Origin of the sequence: Pseudomonas atacamensis (assembly GCF_017167965.1) — a bacterium.
In the GTDB taxonomy this organism is placed as follows: domain Bacteria; phylum Pseudomonadota; class Gammaproteobacteria; order Pseudomonadales; family Pseudomonadaceae; genus Aquipseudomonas; species Aquipseudomonas atacamensis.
Genome location: NZ_CP070503.1, coordinates 1011472 through 1028989, shown reverse-complemented (window position 1 = coordinate 1028989; position 17518 = coordinate 1011472). Strand labels below are relative to the sequence as shown.

Annotated in this window: 19 protein-coding genes; 5 read left to right on the top strand and 14 right to left on the bottom strand. The window is 59.5% G+C overall.

Translation table 11 applies throughout. The features are described from left to right. Nucleotides 1–86: 86 nt before the first annotated feature. The 5 genes from fkpB to murJ all read right to left on the bottom strand — a co-directional run bounded on the left by fkpB (nt 87) and on the right by murJ (nt 6488). A complete protein-coding gene (gene fkpB, locus JWU58_RS04770) occupies nt 87–539 on the bottom strand; it encodes an FKBP-type peptidyl-prolyl cis-trans isomerase (protein ID WP_206421544.1) in 453 nt (150 codons plus the stop codon). Then, nucleotides 532–1044 carry a signal peptidase II gene (gene lspA / locus JWU58_RS04765; RefSeq protein WP_130887010.1) on the bottom strand — a complete coding sequence of 171 codons (513 nt, stop codon included), beginning with the start codon at nt 1042–1044 and terminating at the stop codon, nt 532–534. Before lspA ends, fkpB begins: the two co-directional genes overlap by 8 nt. After that, on the bottom strand, nt 1037–3868 hold the full coding sequence (ileS, locus tag JWU58_RS04760) for an isoleucine--tRNA ligase (RefSeq protein WP_206421543.1): 2832 nt from the start codon (nt 3866–3868) through the stop codon (nt 1037–1039). The genes lspA and ileS overlap by 8 nt, the downstream gene beginning before the upstream one ends. A gap of 13 nt (nt 3869–3881) precedes the next feature. Continuing rightward, on the bottom strand, nt 3882–4820 hold the full coding sequence (gene ribF / locus JWU58_RS04755; RefSeq protein WP_016773125.1) for a bifunctional riboflavin kinase/FAD synthetase: 939 nt from the start codon (nt 4818–4820) through the stop codon (nt 3882–3884). Nucleotides 4821–4949: 129 nt separating this feature from the next. Beyond that, nucleotides 4950–6488, bottom strand: coding sequence for a murein biosynthesis integral membrane protein MurJ (gene murJ / locus JWU58_RS04750; RefSeq protein ID WP_016773124.1), 1539 nt, complete (start codon nt 6486–6488; stop codon nt 4950–4952). Nucleotides 6489–6740: 252 nt separating this feature from the next. Here murJ and rpsT point away from each other — a divergent pair, with 252 nt between their 5' ends. Next, complete coding sequence (gene rpsT, locus JWU58_RS04745) at nt 6741–7013, top strand: 30S ribosomal protein S20 (RefSeq protein WP_003228351.1); 273 nt, start codon at nt 6741–6743, stop codon at nt 7011–7013. 184 nt (nt 7014–7197) lie between these two features. Here rpsT and JWU58_RS04740 read toward each other — a convergent pair whose 3' ends face one another. The 5 genes from JWU58_RS04740 to rplU form a co-directional block, all read right to left on the bottom strand. Beyond that, nucleotides 7198–7665, bottom strand: coding sequence for a CreA family protein (locus JWU58_RS04740; protein WP_039761698.1), 468 nt, complete (start codon nt 7663–7665; stop codon nt 7198–7200). Between the two features lie 10 nt (nt 7666–7675). After that, nucleotides 7676–8794, bottom strand: coding sequence for a glutamate 5-kinase (gene proB / locus JWU58_RS04735; RefSeq protein ID WP_039761700.1), 1119 nt, complete (start codon nt 8792–8794; stop codon nt 7676–7678). 137 nt (nt 8795–8931) lie between these two features. Further along, nucleotides 8932–10155: an Obg family GTPase CgtA gene (gene cgtA / locus JWU58_RS04730; protein ID WP_016773122.1), complete on the bottom strand. Its 1224-nt coding sequence runs from the start codon at nt 10153–10155 to the stop codon at nt 8932–8934. A gap of 193 nt (nt 10156–10348) precedes the next feature. Continuing rightward, nucleotides 10349–10606, bottom strand: coding sequence for a 50S ribosomal protein L27 (gene rpmA, locus JWU58_RS04725; RefSeq protein ID WP_016773121.1), 258 nt, complete (start codon nt 10604–10606; stop codon nt 10349–10351). Between the two features lie 35 nt (nt 10607–10641). Continuing rightward, the gene (gene rplU / locus JWU58_RS04720; RefSeq protein ID WP_007924746.1) at nt 10642–10953 is read right to left on the bottom strand and encodes a 50S ribosomal protein L21; all 312 of its coding nucleotides are present in this window, start codon (nt 10951–10953) and stop codon (nt 10642–10644) included. Between the two features lie 241 nt (nt 10954–11194). Between rplU and JWU58_RS04715 the strand changes: the two genes are divergently transcribed. From JWU58_RS04715 to JWU58_RS04705, 3 genes are all read left to right on the top strand, one after another. Then, nucleotides 11195–12163, top strand: coding sequence for a polyprenyl synthetase family protein (locus JWU58_RS04715; protein ID WP_016773120.1), 969 nt, complete (start codon nt 11195–11197; stop codon nt 12161–12163). Between the two features lie 181 nt (nt 12164–12344). After that, nucleotides 12345–12686, top strand: coding sequence for a zinc ribbon domain-containing protein YjdM (locus JWU58_RS04710; protein ID WP_016773119.1), 342 nt, complete (start codon nt 12345–12347; stop codon nt 12684–12686). A gap of 204 nt (nt 12687–12890) precedes the next feature. Further along, entirely contained in the window at nt 12891–13148 is a 258-nt protein-coding gene (locus JWU58_RS04705; protein ID WP_016773118.1) for a PA4570 family protein, read from the top strand. Nucleotides 13149–13287: 139 nt separating this feature from the next. On the opposite strand, the gene JWU58_RS04700 is transcribed toward JWU58_RS04705, so the two are convergent. The 3 genes from JWU58_RS04700 to JWU58_RS04690 form a co-directional block, all read right to left on the bottom strand. Further along, a complete protein-coding gene (locus tag JWU58_RS04700; RefSeq protein ID WP_039761705.1) occupies nt 13288–13905 on the bottom strand; it encodes a BamJ family beta-barrel-assembly machinery protein in 618 nt (205 codons plus the stop codon). Between the two features lie 120 nt (nt 13906–14025). Continuing rightward, nucleotides 14026–14331, bottom strand: a complete 306-nt coding sequence (locus tag JWU58_RS04695) for a DUF6482 family protein (RefSeq protein WP_110603155.1) — start codon at nt 14329–14331, stop codon at nt 14026–14028. A gap of 131 nt (nt 14332–14462) precedes the next feature. After that, nucleotides 14463–14951, bottom strand: coding sequence for a TIGR00645 family protein (locus JWU58_RS04690; protein WP_016773116.1), 489 nt, complete (start codon nt 14949–14951; stop codon nt 14463–14465). 160 nt (nt 14952–15111) lie between these two features. Here JWU58_RS04690 and JWU58_RS04685 point away from each other — a divergent pair, with 160 nt between their 5' ends. Further along, on the top strand, nt 15112–16941 hold the full coding sequence (locus tag JWU58_RS04685) for a hypothetical protein (protein ID WP_206421542.1): 1830 nt from the start codon (nt 15112–15114) through the stop codon (nt 16939–16941). Here the strand turns inward: JWU58_RS04685 and JWU58_RS04680 are convergent. Next, nucleotides 16938–17258, bottom strand: coding sequence for a PA4575 family protein (locus JWU58_RS04680; protein WP_016773114.1), 321 nt, complete (start codon nt 17256–17258; stop codon nt 16938–16940). The two genes, JWU58_RS04685 and JWU58_RS04680, sit on opposite strands and share 4 nt — an antisense overlap. Nucleotides 17259–17518: the final 260 nt, after the last annotated feature.

Here is a 17518-nt window from a genome sequence, read left to right as displayed (position 1 = left end):
ATCTCAGAATCCGTTGACTGGTCTGGGGGCGCTTCGCACCCCAGCGGGGATGAATCCCCTCGCCACAAAGGCTCACTCCTGCATTTTTAGATCGCTTTGACGGAAATGATTTCCACGTCAAAGGTCAGCGTCTTGCCCGCCAGCGGGTGGTTGAAGTCGACGGTCACTTGCGTGTCATCGAATTCCTTCACCACACCCGGCAACTCAGTATTGGCCGCATCGTTGAAGATCACCAGCAGACCCGGCGACAACTCCATGTCGGTGAACTGCGAACGCGGGATGGTCTGCACGTTCTGCGGGTTCGGCTGACCGAAAGCGTTTTCCGGCTCGACGGTCAGGGTGCGCTTGTCGCCGGCCTTGAAGCCGAACAATGCGGCTTCGAAGCCCGGCAGCAGGTTGCCATCGCCGACCTTGAACGTCGCCGGGGCCTTTTCGAAGGTACTGTCGACGGTGTCACCGTTTTCCAGGCGCAAGGCAAAGTGCAGGGTGACTTCGGTGTTCTGGCCGATGCGTTGCTCAGTCGATAGCGGTTCAGTCATGAGCGGCCTCTTCGGTTTTCTTCGATTTGAACATGTCCAGTGCCAGCATGATCGCGCCAACGGTAATCGCGCTGTCGGCAATGTTGAACGCCGGGAAATACCAGCGGTTCTGCCAGTGCACCAGAATGAAGTCGATCACATGGCCCAGGGCAACGCGGTCATACAGGTTGCCCAGCGCGCCACCCAGCACCAGTGCCAGGGCGACGGCCAGCCAGGTGTCGTTGCGGCCCAGACGCTTGAGCCAGACCACCAGCACGGCACTGACCACAATCGCGATCAGGGCAAACAGCCAGCGCTGCCAGCCGGAGCTGTCGGCAAGGAAGCTGAAAGCAGCGCCAGTGTTGTAGGCCAGCGTCCAGCTGAACAGGTCGGGAATGATCACGATCTGCTGGAACATTTCAAGCTTGGCTTCGAAGTAGAACTTGCTGGCCTGGTCAATGACCAGGACCAGCAAGCTCAACCACAGCCAGCTCAGCCGTCCGAAACGGCCAACGGCATCAGGCATAGTGACGAACCTCGCCCGCGCCGCTGATGTTGTCGACGCAACGCCCGCAGATTTCCGGATGCTCCGGGTTCACGCCGACGTCTTCGCGGCAATGCCAGCATCGCGCGCATTTCGGGAACGCCGATTTGACGATCTTCAGTTTCAGACCGCTGACTTCGGTGGCCACTGCATCGGCGGGAGCCTGAACGAACGGTGCAACGCTGGCAGTCGAGGTGATCAGGACAAAGCGCAGCTCGTTGCTCAGCTTGGCCAGATCGGCGCTCAGCGCCTCTTCGGCAAACAGCGTCACTTCGGCCTGCAGGTTGCCACCGACGGCTTTCGCCGCACGCTGGATTTCCATCTCTTTGTTGACCGCAACCTTCACTTCCATGATGCGATCCCAGTAGGTGCGACCCAGCTCGAAGCCTTCCGGCAGCTCGGTCAGGCCTTCGTACCAGGTGTTGAGCATGACCGACTCGTTACGCTCGCCCGGCAGGTATTGCCACAGTTCGTCAGCAGTGAAGGCGAGGATCGGCGCGATCCAGCGCACCAGCGCTTCAGAGATGTGGAACAGCGCAGTCTGGCACGAGCGCCGGGCCTTGCTGTCGGCACCGGTGGTGTACTGGCGGTCCTTGATGATGTCGAGGTAGAAACCACCCAGCTCCTGCACGCAGAAGTTGTGGATCTTAGAGTACACGTTCCAGAAACGGTATTCGCCGTAGTGCTCTTGCAACTCGCGTTGCAGCAGCAGCGTACGATCCACGGCCCAGCGATCCAGCGCCAGCATGTCTTCGGCCGGCAACAGGTCGGTGGCCGGGTTGAAACCGGTCAGGTTGGAAAGCAGGAAGCGCGCGGTGTTACGGATACGACGGTAGGCATCGGCGCTGCGGGTCAGGATCTGATCCGACACAGCGATTTCGCCAGAGTAGTCGGTCGACGCGACCCAAAGACGCATGATGTCGGCGCCCAGCGTATCGTTGATCTTCTTCGGCTCAATCACGTTTTTCAGCGACTTGGACATCTTGCGGCCGGACTCGTCGACGGTGAAGCCGTGCGTCAGCAGTTCGCGGTACGGCGCGTGGTTGTCGATGGCGCAACCGGTCAGCAGGGACGAGTGGAACCAGCCACGGTGCTGGTCGGAACCTTCCAGGTACAGGTCGGCACGCGGGCCGCTCTCGTGACCCATCGGGTGCGAACCGCGCAGGACGTGCCAATGCGTGGTGCCCGAGTCGAACCAGACGTCGAGGGTGTCGCTGATCTTGTCGTACTGCGGCGCTTCATCACCGAGCAGTTCGGCAGCGTCGAGTTTGAACCAGGCTTCGATGCCTTCGACTTCAACGCGTTTGGCGACTTCTTCCATCAGCTCGACGGTACGCGGGTGCAGCTCGCCGCTTTCCTTGTTGAGGAAGAACGGGATCGGCACGCCCCAGTTGCGCTGACGCGAGATGCACCAGTCCGGACGGTTGGCGATCATCGAATGCAGACGCGCCTGGCCCCAGGCCGGAACGAACCTGGTGTCTTCGATGGCTTTGAGCGAGCGCACGCGCAGGGTGTCGCCGCTGGTTGGCTCCTTGTCCATACCGATGAACCACTGCGCAGTAGCGCGGTAGATCAGCGGGGTCTTGTGGCGCCAGCAGTGCATGTAGCTGTGTTCGATGACGGTGGTGTGCATCAGCGCACCGACTTCGGTCAGTTTTTCGACGATGGCCGGGTTGGCCTTCCAGATGAACTGGCCGCCAAAGAATTCCAGCGACGGCACGTACACGCCGTTGCTCTGTACCGGGTTGAGGATGTCGTCGTTGACCATGCCGTATTTCTTGCAGGTCACAAAGTCGTCCACGCCGTAGGCCGGGGCGGAGTGAACCACGCCGGTGCCAGCGCCCAGTTCAACGTAGTCAGCCAGGTACACCGGCGACATACGATCGTAGAACGGGTGACGGAAGTTGATCAGCTCCAGCTCTTTACCGGTGGTGGTGGCGATGACCGAACCTTCCACGCCGTAGCGCGCCAGGCAGGCTTCGACCAGCTCTTCAGCCAGCACCAGCAGCTTGTCGCCGATATCGACCAGGGCATAGTTGAATTCCGGGTGCACGTTCAGCGCCTGGTTGGCCGGGATGGTCCACGGGGTGGTGGTCCAGATCACGATCGCAGCAGGTTTGCTCAGCGACGCCAGACCGAACGCGGCAGCCAGTTTGGCCTCGTCAGCGATCGGGAATGCAACGTCGATGGTCGAGGACTTCTTGTTCTCGTACTCGACTTCCGCTTCAGCCAGAGCCGAACCGCAATCGAAGCACCAGTTCACCGGCTTGAGGCCCTTGAAGACAAAACCACCCTTGACGATTTCGGCGAGGGCGCGGATTTCACCGGCCTCGTTCTTGAAGTCCATGGTCTTGTACGGATTGGCGAAGTCGCCGAGCACGCCGAGACGGATGAACTCGGATTTCTGCCCTTCGATCTGCTCGGTGGCGTAGGCACGGCACAGCTCACGGGTCTTATCCGCGCCAAGGTTCTTGCCGTGGGTCACTTCCACCTTGTGCTCGATCGGCAGGCCGTGGCAATCCCAGCCCGGGACATACGGCGCGTCGAAACCCGACAGGGTTTTCGAGCGGATGATCATGTCCTTGAGAATCTTGTTCAGTGCGTGACCGATGTGGATCGTGCCGTTGGCGTACGGAGGGCCGTCGTGCAGGACGAACTTCGGACGATCCTTGCCAATCTCGCGCAACTTTCCGTACAGGCCAATACTGTCCCAGCGCTGCAGGATCTGCGGTTCGCGCTGTGGCAGGCCGGCCTTCATTGGGAAGGCGGTGTCCGGAAGGTTTAGCGTGGCTTTATAGTCGGTCATTTAAGGCTCTTCATTAGCGATGGGCGCTAGGTGCGGCTAGTGCACGGGCGGTGGCGACATCCGCATTGATCGCCGTTTTCAATGCCTCCAGAGAGGCGAAGCGCTGCTCTTCACGCAGCTTTTGGTGGAAAACCACCGTCAAACGCCGGTCATACAGATCGCCGGCAAAATCTAACAGATGGACCTCGAGGTGGGCTTTGCCATCCCCTTGCACCGTGGGGCGCACGCCGATATTGGCGACGCCGGGCCAGGTCTTGCCGTCGATGTCGACATTCACCAGATACACCCCGGTAAACGGCACGCGACGACGCTTGAGTTGAATGTTGGCAGTGGGCGTGCCCAGTTGCCGGGCCAGTTTCTGACCATGCAGCACGCGACCGGCGATGCGGTACGGACGGCCGAGCAGGCGTTCGGCCAAGGCAAAATCGGCCGCAGCCAAGGCGTTGCGCACCTGCGTGCTGCTGACGCGAATGCCGTCCAGCTCGACGGTTTGCGCCGCTTCGACGGTGAAACCGTGAACCTGCCCGGCCTGCATCAGAAAATCGAAATCGCCGAGGCGGTCGCAACCGAAACGGAAATCGTCACCGACCTCCAGATGCTGCACGCCAAGGCCATCGACCAGAATGGTATCGACGAACTCACTGGCGCTGAGCTTGCTCAGCCGCTGGTTGAACGCCAGGCACAGCACCCGGTCGACGCCTTCAGCGGCCAGTAATTGCAGCTTGTCGCGCAACCGCGCCAGACGTGCCGGTGCGGTGTCGGGAGCAAAGAACTCCCGTGGCTGCGGCTCGAAAATCACCACGCAGCTGGGTACGCCCAACTCGAGCGCACGCTCACGCAGCCGGGCCAGGATAGCCTGGTGACCACGGTGAACACCGTCAAAGTTGCCAATAGTGGCGACGCAGCCCCGATGCTGGGGGCGCAAGTTGTGGAGGCCTCGAACCAGCTGCATAACGCGCTTCTTGCTCATAAAGTGGTCGATTATAACCACACCCGACGGCCGACGACAGGCAACACCGTAACGCAAAGTGAACGAGCCGACAAAACCGCCGGCCCGTGCCTGTCGATAAAGGCTGAAACCTCAGCTCAAGGCTTTGCGATTGAAGTCGCGCAGGCGGAAACCCAGCAGCAGCAACATACCGAAATACGCCACCACACCGGCCACCACCAGTGCGCCCAGGCGCAGGAAGCGCTCTAGCATATGCCCCTCATCCCAGGCGGGCATGAAATGCATGCCGGCCAGCAACACCGCCGACATCACGGTCACTGCAACGACCAGCTTGAAGCCGAATTTGCCCCAGCCCGGTTGCGGTTGATACATCTTTTGCTTGCGCAGTTGATAGAACAGCAGCCCGGCGTTCAGGCAAGCACCGGCACTGATCGCCAAGGCAAGGCCGGCATGGGCCAGTGGGCCGATCAACGCCAGGTTGAACAACTGGGTACAGACCAGCGTGAAAATCGCGATTTTCACCGGGGTGCGAATGTTCTGTTGCGCATAAAAGCCCGGCGCCAGCACTTTGATCACGATAATCCCGAGCAGGCCGACCGAATAGGCAATCAGCGCACGCTGGGTCATCTCGGCATCAAAGCCACTGAACTGGCCGTACTGAAACAATGAAACAGTCAGCGGTTCAGCAAGAATCCCCAGCGCCAATGCGCACGGCAGCACCAGCACAAAGCACAGGCGCAACCCCCAATCGAGGATCCGCGAATACTCGTGGCGATCCTTGCTGGCGTAGGTCTTGGCCAGCGTTGGCAGAAGAATCGTGCCGAGCGCCACGCCCAATACGCCCGACGGCAATTCCATCAAGCGGTCGGCGTAATACATCCACGACACCGAACCCGCGACGAGAAACGAGGCGAAGATGGTGTTGATGATCAGCGAAATCTGACTGACCGACACGCCGAGAATCGCTGGCAGCATCTGCTTCATCACCCGCCACACGCCGCTGTCGCGCAGGTTCAGGCGCGGCAGCACCAGCATGCCGATCTTTTTCAGGTGCGGCAGCTGATACAGCAACTGCGCCAGACCGCCGACCAGCACCGCCCAGCCAAGAGCCATGACCGGCGGATCGAAATACGGCGTGAGGAACAGCGAAAACACGATCATGCTGACGTTGAGCAGAGTCGGTACGAAGGCCGGCACCGAGAAGCGGTTCCAAGTGTTGAGGATCGCGCCGGCCAGCGACGATAGCGAGATCAGCAATATATAAGGAAAGGTCACCCGCAACAGATCGGAGGTGAGCTGGAATTTCTCCGGGGTATCGGTAAAACCGGGCGCTGTGGCCCAGATCACCCAGGGCGCAGCGATCATGCCCAGCGCCGTCACCACCGCCAACACCAGCGTCAACAGGCCCGATACATAGGCAATAAAGGTGCGCGTCGCCTCTTCGCCCTGCTGGCTTTTGTATTCGGCAAGGATCGGCACGAACGCCTGGGAAAACGCCCCCTCGGCGAAAATGCGCCGCAGCAGGTTGGGCAGTTTGAACGCAATAAAGAAGGCATCCGTGGCCATCCCGGCGCCGAATGTCCGCGCGATCAGCGTGTCACGAACAAAACCCAGAATCCGGGAAAGCATCGTGATAGAGCTGACGGCGGCCAACGATTTGAGCAGATTCATTGAGAGAGTTTGTGCCTGTCGATAAACAGCAGGCGAACAATGCGCCTACTTGTGCGATACTCCGCGCCGCAACAGCACAGAGCCAAAGCTCGCGAGTTTACAGGTCAAGCGCCGGAAATAAATATCCCGCCTCTTTATACCTACCACTTAGCGGAACGATTCAAGTGCCCTTGACAAGACAAGTCTTCATCGGCATGATTCGCGGCCTATTTTGTTTGCTATTTCCTAAAAAGTCTTTCGAGGAGCTCGACGGTGGCCAACTCACCTTCCGCCAAAAAACGTGCAAAACAGGCTGAGAAGCGTCGCAGCCACAACGCCAGCCTGCGTTCCATGGTTCGTACCTACATCAAGAATGTAGTTAAGGCCATCGACGCAAAAGACGCTGAAAAAGCTCAAGCTGCATACGTTCTGGCTGTGCCAGTTATCGACCGTATGGCCGATAAAGGCATCATCCACAAGAACAAGGCTGCTCGTCATAAGAGCCGTCTGAATGGCCACGTCAAAGCGCTGAAAGAAGCCGCTTAATCGACGTAGTCATTAAAAAACCGACCTCAGGGTCGGTTTTTTATTGCCTGTGATTTAACAAGCTACAGGCAAAAAAATGTGGGAGCGAGCCTGCTCGCGAATGCGATCTGCCAGTTGGTATTTCTATCGACCGACATGACCTCTTCGCGAGCAGGCTCGCTCCCACAGTTCGGATTGGTGGCGCTTATTGCTGGACCGGCACCCACGGCAGGATCGGGATAGCCGTGACCGCATTCTGCGGACTGCCCTCGATCAAGCGATCGCTGTAGACCAGGTACACCAGCGTGTTGCGCTTCTTGTCGAGGAAACGCACCACCTGCATGGTCTTGAACACCAGCGAAGTGCGCTCCTTGAACACCTCATCGCCATCCTTCAGCTCACCCTTGAACTTGATCGGCCCGACCTGGCGACAAGCGATCGACGCCTCAGCACGATCCTCGGCCAGACCGAGACCACCCTTCACTCCACCAGTCTTGGCGCGCGACAGGTAGCAGGTCACGCCCTCGACTTTCGGATCGTCGAAGGCCTCGACCACGATCCGGTCATTCGGCCCGACAAACTTGAACACCGTCGACACCTGACCGATTTCCTCGGCCGAGGCCAGCAATGGCATGGCCATCAGCAGGCCCAACAATCCTTTCGCTACACGCATCGAATTTTCCTTAGACCAGAATCAGGTTGTCACGGTGAACCAGTTCCGGTTCCGCCATGTAACCGAGCAAACCGACAATCGCATCCGACGACTGACCGATGATTTTTTGCGCTTCCAGAGCGCTGTAATTGGCCAGACCCCGAGCGATCTCCCGACCGTCCGGCGCCACACAGACGACCATCTCACCGCGACGGAAACTGCCTTGAACCAGTTTCACACCCACCGGCAGCAGACTTTTGTTGCCCTTGGACAACGCCGACACCGCCCCCTCATCCAGCACCAGAGTGCCACGGGTTTGCAGGTGACCGGCCAGCCACTGCTTGCGCGCCGCGAGCATGCCACGCTCCGGCGATAGCAGCGTGCCGATGCGCTCGCCCGCCTTCAGGCGATCGAGCACACGCTCAAGGCGCCCGCCGACGATGATGGTGTGCGCACCGGAACGCGCTGCCAGGCGCGCTGCACGCAGTTTGGTCTGCATGCCGCCGCGCCCCAGCGCACCGCCGGTACCACCGGCAACCGCATCGAGCGTCGGATCATCGGCGCGTGCTTCATAAATCAGCTGCGCATCGGGATTGTTGCGCGGATCGGCGTCGAACATGCCGTCGCGATCAGTGAGGATCACCAGCAGATCGGCCTCGACCAGATTGGCCACCAGCGCCGCCAGCGTGTCGTTGTCGCCAAAACGGATTTCATCGGTGACCACGGTGTCGTTTTCATTGATCACCGGAATGACTTTCAGCTCGACCAGCGCACGCAAGGTACTGCGGGCGTTGAGGTAGCGCTTGCGGTCGGACAGGTCGTCGTGGGTCAGGAGAATCTGCGCAGTGTGCCGGCCATGCTCGGCGAAGCTCGACTCCCACGCCTGCACCAGCCCCATCTGACCGATTGCAGCGGCCGCCTGGAGCTCGTGCATGGCACTGGGTCGCGCGGTCCAGCCCAAGCGACTCATGCCGGCCGCCACCGCCCCGGAGGACACCAGCACCAGCTCGACGCCCGCTTCATGCAGCGCCACCATCTGCTCGACCCAGACACTCATTGCCGCGCGATCCAGCCCTTTGCCGTCAGCTGTCAGCAAAGCGCTGCCGATCTTCACGACCCAACGCTGCGCACCTGTCACCTTGCTCCGCATCATCTTCAACCTTAGCTTGAGGGCAGCGCGACCTGGCACTGCCCGTGACGTTAATCGTGGCGATTGCTGACCAACGATCGATTTCCGGATACTAAAACGCCGCTCGATTGAGCGGCGTTCAAGTTTATCGCAACGGATCAGTCACGCACGTAAATGATTTCCGGACCGTCTTCGTCATCCACATCTTCTTCGTCCCAGTCATCGTCGCCGATGTCATGGACCGACTTAACGCCGCTGCGACGCAGGGCACGCTTGTCGTCCAGCGCCTGCAACTGCGCACGGGCTTCGTCTTCGATGCGCTGATCGAGATCGGCCAGCTCTTCCTTGTACGCAGGATCTGCGGCGAGGCGATCGGCACGGTCTTCCATGTAACGCATGATGTCGTGGCACAGACGCTCGGTACCGATCTTGGCGATGGCCGAGATCACGTACACCGGACCGGTCCACTCCAGGCGATCGACGATTTCCTTGACCCGAGCATCGTGCTCTTCTTCAAGGATCTGGTCGCACTTGTTCAGCACCAGCCAGCGATCACGCTCGGCCAGCGACGGGCTGAATTTGATCAGCTCGTTGACGATCACTTCAGCTGCATCCGGAGCACTGGAATCATCCAGCGGCGCCATGTCGACGAGGTGCAGCAGCAAACGCGTACGCGCCAGGTGCTTGAGGAAGCGAATGCCCAGGCCGGCACCGTCGGAAGCGCCTTCGATCAGACCCGGAATGTCGGCAATGACGAAGCTCTTCCAGCGATCGACGCTGACCACACCCAGGTTCGGCACCAGCGTGGTGAACGGGTAGTCGGCGACTTTCGGCTTGGCCGCCGAGACCGAACGGATAAAGGTACTTTTACCGGCGTTCGGCAAGCCCAGCAGACCGACGTCGGCCAGCACTTTCATTTCCAGTTTCAGGTCGCGCTGCTCGCCCGGCTTGCCCGGCGTGGTCTGACGCGGTGCACGGTTGGTACTGGATTTGAAACGGGTGTTGCCCAGACCGTGCCAGCCGCCCTGCACTACCATCAGTTTCTGACCGGCCTTGGTCAGGTCGCCAATGACTTCCTGAGTGGCAGAGTCGATCACGGTGGTGCCGACCGGCACGCGCAGGATCAGGTCTTCGCCCTTCTTGCCGGTGCAGTCGGTGCTGCCACCGTTGGAGCCACGCTCGGCATCGAAGTGACGGGTGTAACGGTAGTCGACCAGGGTGTTGAGGTTCTCGTCGGCCATCATGTAGATGGAACCGCCGTCACCGCCATCACCGCCGTTCGGGCCACCGTTTTCAATGAATTTTTCCCGGCGGAAACTCATGGCACCGTTGCCACCGTCACCGGCCTTTACGCGAATCGATACTTCATCAACAAACTTCATAACCAACGCCTCTCGCCGTACGGACGAGCCGAAAAACAATCAAGACATAAGACTCTTGCAAAAATGAGCGCAGCGACCCCAAGACACGACCTGCATCGCACGCCGACAGCCCATACAAACAGCTTTGCAAGAGACTCACCCCACAAACGAAAAAGCCCCGTCGCAAGACAGGGCTTCTCCAGCGATCTCGCGATTAAGCCGCGATTACGCTCACGTAACGACGACCGAAGGCGCCCTTTACTTCGAACTTGATCACGCCTTCGATTTTAGCGAAGAGAGTGTGATCCTTGCCCATGCCAACGCCGTAGCCAGCGTGGAATTGGGTGCCGCGCTGACGCACGATGATGTTGCCGGCCTTGATGACCTGGCCGCCATACATCTTCACGCCAAGGCGTTTGGCTTCTGAGTCGCGACCGTTACGGGTACTACCACCAGCTTTTTTGTGTGCCATGAGTTCAATTCTCCTAGTGAGGAATTAGGCTGTAATTAAGCCTGAATACCGGTGATTTTGATCTCGGTGAACCACTGGCGGTGGCCCATACGCTTCATGTGGTGCTTACGGCGACGGAACTTGATGATGCGGACTTTATCGTGACGACCTTGGGAGATCACTTCAGCCTTGACGGTTGCGCCAGCAACAACTGGTGCGCCGATGTTCACGTCGTCGCCGTTGGCGACCAGCAGAACGCGATCAAAAGTCACGGATTCGCCAGTAGCGATTTCCAGTTTTTCGATCTTCAGGTATTCACCTTCAGCGACCTTGTATTGCTTACCGCCGGTAACGATTACTGCGTACATGGTATTTCTCCGATAATCCTGCTCACCCAGCTCTTTATAAGAAGAGGTATTGGCTGGCATGGCTGCATGGGGCTGGAACGGCCCAAGTGCAATTGCGTAAGGCAGGTGCTGCCCAGGAAGTTCAGGGTGCGCGATTGTACGCAAGCAATCTGCCTCGCGCAAGTGGCCGTCCATCGCGCCTTGACAGGTCTGGACGGGGGTCCTAGCATGCCGCGCAACCCTTCTGGAGCGACTCTCGCTGATGCAACCCCAAGCTTTCTACCGCGCGGTGGCGGACGATTTTAGCGCCGTCGACGGCATCATCAAGAAGCAGCTGACGTCTCGAGTGCCGCTGGTATCGAAAATCGGCGATTACATCACGTCGGCCGGCGGCAAACGCCTGCGTCCTTTATTAGTGTTGCTGTGTGGCAAGGCCCTGGGTCGCGAAGGCGACGACATGCGCCTGCTGGCCGCCACCATCGAATTCCTGCACACCGCGACCCTGCTGCATGACGACGTCGTCGACATGTCCGGCATGCGTCGTGGCCGCTCGACCGCCAACGCCATGTGGGGCAATGCCCCGAGCGTGCTGGTCGGCGACTTCCTGTACTCGCGCTCGTTCGAAATGATGGTCGAACTCGGCTCGATGCCGGTGATGAAGATTTTGTCTCAAGCCACGCGGATCATCGCTGAAGGCGAAGTGTTGCAGTTGTCCAAGGTGCGTGACGCCAGCACCAGCGAAGAAACCTACATGGAAGTCATCCGCGGCAAGACCGCGATGCTCTTCGAAGCCTCGACCCACAGCGCCGCCGCGCTCGCCGGCGCGACCGCCGAGCAGAGCGAAGCCCTGCGCACGTTCGGCGATCACTTGGGTGTGGCGTTCCAGCTGGTTGATGACCTGCTCGACTATAAAGGCGACGCGGAAACCCTGGGCAAGAACGTCGGCGACGATCTGGCCGAAGGCAAACCGACCCTGCCGCTGATCTACACCATGCGCGAAGGCACAGCCGAACAGGCGGCACTGGTGCGTCAGGCGATCCAGAAAGGCGGGATCGAAGACCTGGAAAGCATCCGCATCGCCGTCGAAGCGTCCGGCTCGCTGGAGTACACCGCGCAACTGGCCCGCGATTACGTGGCCCGTGCGATCAAGTGCCTCGAGGCGCTGCCGGCTAGCGAATACCGCGATGCGCTGGTGGAACTGAGCGAGTTCGCGGTAGCCCGCACGCACTGATTCATCCCCTGTGGGAGCGAGCCTGCTCGCGAAAGCAATCTGCCAATCGACTCAATGTTGACTGACACAGCGCTTTCGCGAGCAGGCTCGCTCCCACAGTTGTTTCTGCGCTATGCCCTCCTCCGCGTAAAACCCTATACAATGTGCGCCCTTTAGTCCTCCTGATACCCAAGGAACCTTAGTGAGCACGTTGCCACCCTGCCCGAAATGCAATTCCGAATACACCTACGAAGACGGCACCCAACTGGTCTGCCCCGAGTGCGCCCACGAGTGGTCTGCCAGCGGCGAAGCCGAAGTGGCGGCTGATGATGCCGTGAAGAAAGATTCGGTCGGCAACGTCCTGCAGGACGGCGACACCATCACCGTGATCAAGGACCTCAAGGTCAAGGGCACATCGCTGGTGGTCAAGGTCGGCACCAAGGTCAAGAACATCCGCCTGTGCGATGGCGATCACGACATCGACTGCAAGATCGACGGCATCGGTCCGATGAAGCTCAAATCCGAGTTCGTCAGAAAAGTCTGAGCCTTGCGTCATCCATCCTGCGCCAGCCGTGGGATGGAGCTTTGCCCTCCCCGCTTCGGCTCAATGAATCCGCGCATGGCCATCAGCCAGTCATTTTGACCTGACACAACCTTTACCCGGAAAACTCCACGATCCGCCAATAGGCACTTGCTATTTGATGAATAAGAATTATTCTCATTGAAACCTTTCAAGGAGATGAACCCCATGACTTATTTGATCGACGCCTGGCTGGATCGCCCACACCCTTACCTCAGAATCCTCCATCGGGAAACCGGCGAAGTCTGTGCGGTGCTTGAAGAAGAAGCCTTGCATGAGCTGCAGGATCAAGGCGATCTGGACGTCAGCAGCCTCAATTCCAGCGAGCCGCTGGTGCTCAAGGAGCTGGTGCGCAATCTGTTCCTGTTCTGCTATGCCCGGGCGTTGCGCCCGACCAATGAGCTGCACAACAAGATCGAAATATGAGCAGCATTAAAAAAACCTGTGGGAGCGAGCTTGCTCGCGAAAGCGATAAATCAGTCAACGAATGAGTCGACTGAAAAACCGCCTTCGCGAGCGAGCTCGCTCCCACATTTTTCAGCCCGCCATCAAGGCAGGCTCGGTATTACAGAACGTCCAGCAGCTCGACGTCGAACACCAGAACGCTGTGCGGCGGGATGCTGCCCACGCCTTGTGCGCCGTAAGCCAGTTCGCTCGGCACGTACAGGCGCCATTTGCTGCCGGCATTCATCAGTTGCAGGGCTTCGGTCCAGCCAGCGATCACGCCGCCAACCGGGAATTCTGCAGGCTGGCCGCGCTCGTAGGAGCTGTCGAACACAGTGCCGTCGATCAGGGTGCCGTGGTAGTGCGTACGCACCTGGTCTTCACGGGTCGGCTTGGCGCCTTCGCCCTGAGTCAGCACTTCGAATTGCAGGCCGGAAGCCAGGGTGGTGATGCCGTCACGCTTGGCGTTTTCGGCGAGGAAGGCCAAGCCTTCGCCAGCCGCGGCTTCAGCCTTGGCAGCTGCTTCGGCTTGCATGATCTCGCGGATCACTTTGAAGCTGGCGGACATTTCTTCCTGGCCAACACGGCTTGGCTTGCCGGCGAAAGCGTCGGTCAGACCGGCCAGGATCGCGTCCAGGCTGACACCCGGTGGCGGGTTATCGCGCAGCTGGTCGCCGAGTTGACGGCCGATACCGTAGCTGACGCGGGTTTCGTCGGTGGACAGATTTACTTCGGACATGACACTGCTCCGCTGTGCGGACGGCCACAGGACTTGCCGTGCGTGCACAGCGCGTCCCGGCGCGCCCGGAACCAAAAGGGCGAGCAGACTAGCACAGATACCCCGGACTTGGGGCCGAGCCTACAGGGCCGAGCGCCAGGCGAGCGGCACTTTCAGGCTTTCATCGAGGTCAGCGACCAGCCCGCACATTTCGTCATGGACTGAGGTGTGCACAAGGTTGAATGGCAGAACCGGGAAGGCATGCAGCAGATCCCGCGCGTGCTCCACTGAGCGCAGCGTCAGCATATTGCCCTTGAGATCGCTCAACGGATACGCCGTCCCATGCATCCTCGCTTCCAACAGGTAAATGCCTCCTTCCATGGAGATCAGGTTCAACTCGTCGACCTTTTTGGCAACAGCAAACGCGTTCAACTCTTGCAGGTTCATGGAAGCACCTCACGCCGTGGCGAATCGCACCGTTACAGGCATAGGCCGCTGCGCTTGAAAGCACAAGCCACAAACGAAACCGCCCGTCTGTTTCGCAACAGACGGGCGGTTTTTTTGCCTTGATCGGCTGATCAGTGCTTGGTGACCTTGTCCAGGTAACCCATGGCAAACGCGGACACCACAAAAGTCATGTGAATGATCACGTACCACATCAGATGCTCGGGATCGACGTTCTTGGCATCCATGAAGATGCGCAGCAGATGGATCGAAGAAATCGCCACGATCGACGCCGCGACTTTCATCTTCAGCGACGACGAGTCCATGGTGCCCAGCCAGCTGAGCTTCTCTTTGCCTTCGTCGATGTCCAGTTGCGAGACGAAGTTCTCGTAGCCGGAAATCATCACCATCACCAGCAGACCGCCCACCAGCGCCATGTCGATCAGCGACAGCAGCACCAGAATCAGATCCGATTCAGCCATGGCGAAGACGTTGGGCAGGATATGGATGATTTCCTGGAAGAACTTCAATGCCAGCGCCAGCAGACCGAGGGACAGGCCGATGTAGATCGGCGCCAGCAGCCAGCGGGTGGCGTACATTGCATTTTCGATAAAGCGTTCCATTGACTCTCACACAAGGGGCTGGAAATGGCGGCGAGTATAACAGCCCGCTGTGACAGCCAGAAACCGCCGGAAAATCCGCCACCTGCGTGTGTGTGACAAAGTTTTTCTGCTAGTGTCCAAAGCATTGACAGCCCAATGACAGTGGACAGGACGCGTGGAAATGGATGTGCGATCAGCCTTGACGACTGCCGGAATCTGCCTCGCCTTGCTCATCGGCGGTTGCTCGCCCGGCGATGAAAAACAAGTCGCCAACCTCGACGAAAAGACCGCCACCTTCGAACAGTCACTGGACACGATCAGCGATCCCAAGCTCAAGGACGCCATCACCGAACTCGGCGGTTCGCTGCTGTTGCTCGAACGCGCCCGGCTCAAGCTCGACGACATCGCGCCGCACACCGAATACGGCGCAGACGCCCTCGCCGTGCTCAAGCACTACCCTACCTCGCAAGCGCTGGTCGATACCTTCATCGACGGCCTGTTCGTGCTGCACAAGGACGCCAGCTCGGATTACCTGACCGATCTGCAGCCGGTATTCCCGTTCAACCTGAACATTCCCGGCGGGTTCCTGTTCCCGCACGGCATCGAATGGCACTCGGTCACGCTGAGCAACAAACGCGTGATCGCCTGGCAGCCGGAGTGGTCGGAAACCGATCCAGGCATTCAGCTCAGCCCGTCCAGCTCCAACGTGACCAACCCCGATGACCTGACGGTGACCTACCCGTTCATCGATGGCCTCAACGTCGACAAGAAAACCCTGCCACAACCGGTCAGCCTGCAAGGCCAGGTCGAAGTCATCGCGCCGCGTCGCCTGTACAGTTTCGACCTGACGCAGAAAGACGTCGGCCAGACTCGCACGAACGACAACCTCAGCGTCAAACTGCTCAAGCTGGAAAAGAACTATGCCGAGGTCGAAGTCAGCAACAGCCTGCCGCTGGCGGCAGAAGTCGCCGAAACCCGGATCAATCCGCTGATCGTCCAGGCCCGCGACGCCAGCGGCCAATACCTGGTGCGCGCCGGCTCGATCAACGAAAGCCCGGAGCAGGTCGCGTTTTACCAGAAGCAACTGGCGCAGTTACAGAAGCAGAAGAGCTGGAGCGACACCCTGGAAAAACAGCTCAGCGACGACCAGCAAGCCTTCGAGAAAGACCACCCGCGCCGCTACAACAAGGTGTATTTCCACGGCCCGATCGAGACCCTGGAAGTCAGCGTGCTCGACTTCTCTTCGGCGACGGTGACGCGCAAATCCCTGGATCTGCCGGTGCGCACCTTCAATCCGCACACCACGGCCAAAGCCGTGCAGCCGCTGGACCTGCCAGTTGTGGTGTATGACGATCTCGCCGCCAACTGGCTCAAAGGCGCGGACCTGACCGAGGAACAATTGAAGGCCGGCGTGCGCATTCATCAATCGGTTGAAGAGCCGAGCGCGGCGCGTATCGAGTTTTCCCACCGCCGCACCTTCAATGACGAATTGCTTGGCGACGAACTCAACCCCGGCGTCAGTCCCGTGACCTTCTTCACGGAAAAGCGCGGCGGCAAACTCGACGAGCCGATCGAACTGCCGCCCGAGGCATATCAGGTTGATCCGCTATCAGCGACGATTACTTATGATCTGAACCTGTTTCCGGAAACCCCGGCGATTGCCGTGGGCTCGATGCCGTTGTTCCTGGCGACTGTGGCGAAGCAATCCTACGACGCGCAGTCATTGCCCAAAGGCCTGGCGATCAAGGACAACACGCTGGTAGTCGACCTGAAAGCCTTCCCGGCCAACGAATGGCGTTTCTTCGTCAAGGACGACAGTGGCCATTACCTCAAGCAGATTCTTTCGGTCAGCCACGACGCCAGCACCGAAGGCCCGGCGCTACTCGGCGTGCACTACTTTTATGGTCGCCCGACTCGCGTGGAAACCTATCAGCGCACCGACCTCGCCACCGTGCAATACGGCTTTGAGGTCAAGCTCGACAAGGCGCCGGTGGACCAGAAAGCGCCTTAACCGTTGAGGCTGCGCCCACGACCGCCGTTGATCTGCCGCAACTGCGCTTGCAGATGCAAGCTCCAGATCTGCGGATCATCGGCCAGTTCGTAACCATGCAAGGTCAGGCTTTCAACGATGGTGTCGAGAATCGACTCGGCCGCGACCGGGCCGTGAAACGGGCCCTGGGCTTTGATCGCGGAAGGTTGTTCGCCGGCCATGCCGGCCGCGAAGAGCAGCGTCCACATGCCGTTGTCGCCGGCCAGCGGCTTGACGGCGCATTCGATCCGGGTCACCAGACCCAGGCATTGACGGGTGAGACAGAGGTTGCGCGACATGGCGGCGACCCTCGGTAAAGCCGGTATTCAGCCCCCACGGGAGGACTGGCTCGATCCAGTGATACTGTCGATATCCTTGACCTGAGAATAGAAGAAAAGTGTCCCGCGCAAGCCAAATGGAACCAGAAGGCGCCGAATGGTCATTGTGTGAATATTGGCGTCAGAGTAGTGACACATTCCCCGAAGATCCCCGCAGAGATCAATCTGGAAAAGCACTGTGGGAGCGAGCCTGCTCGCGAAGACGATGGATCAGCCAACTC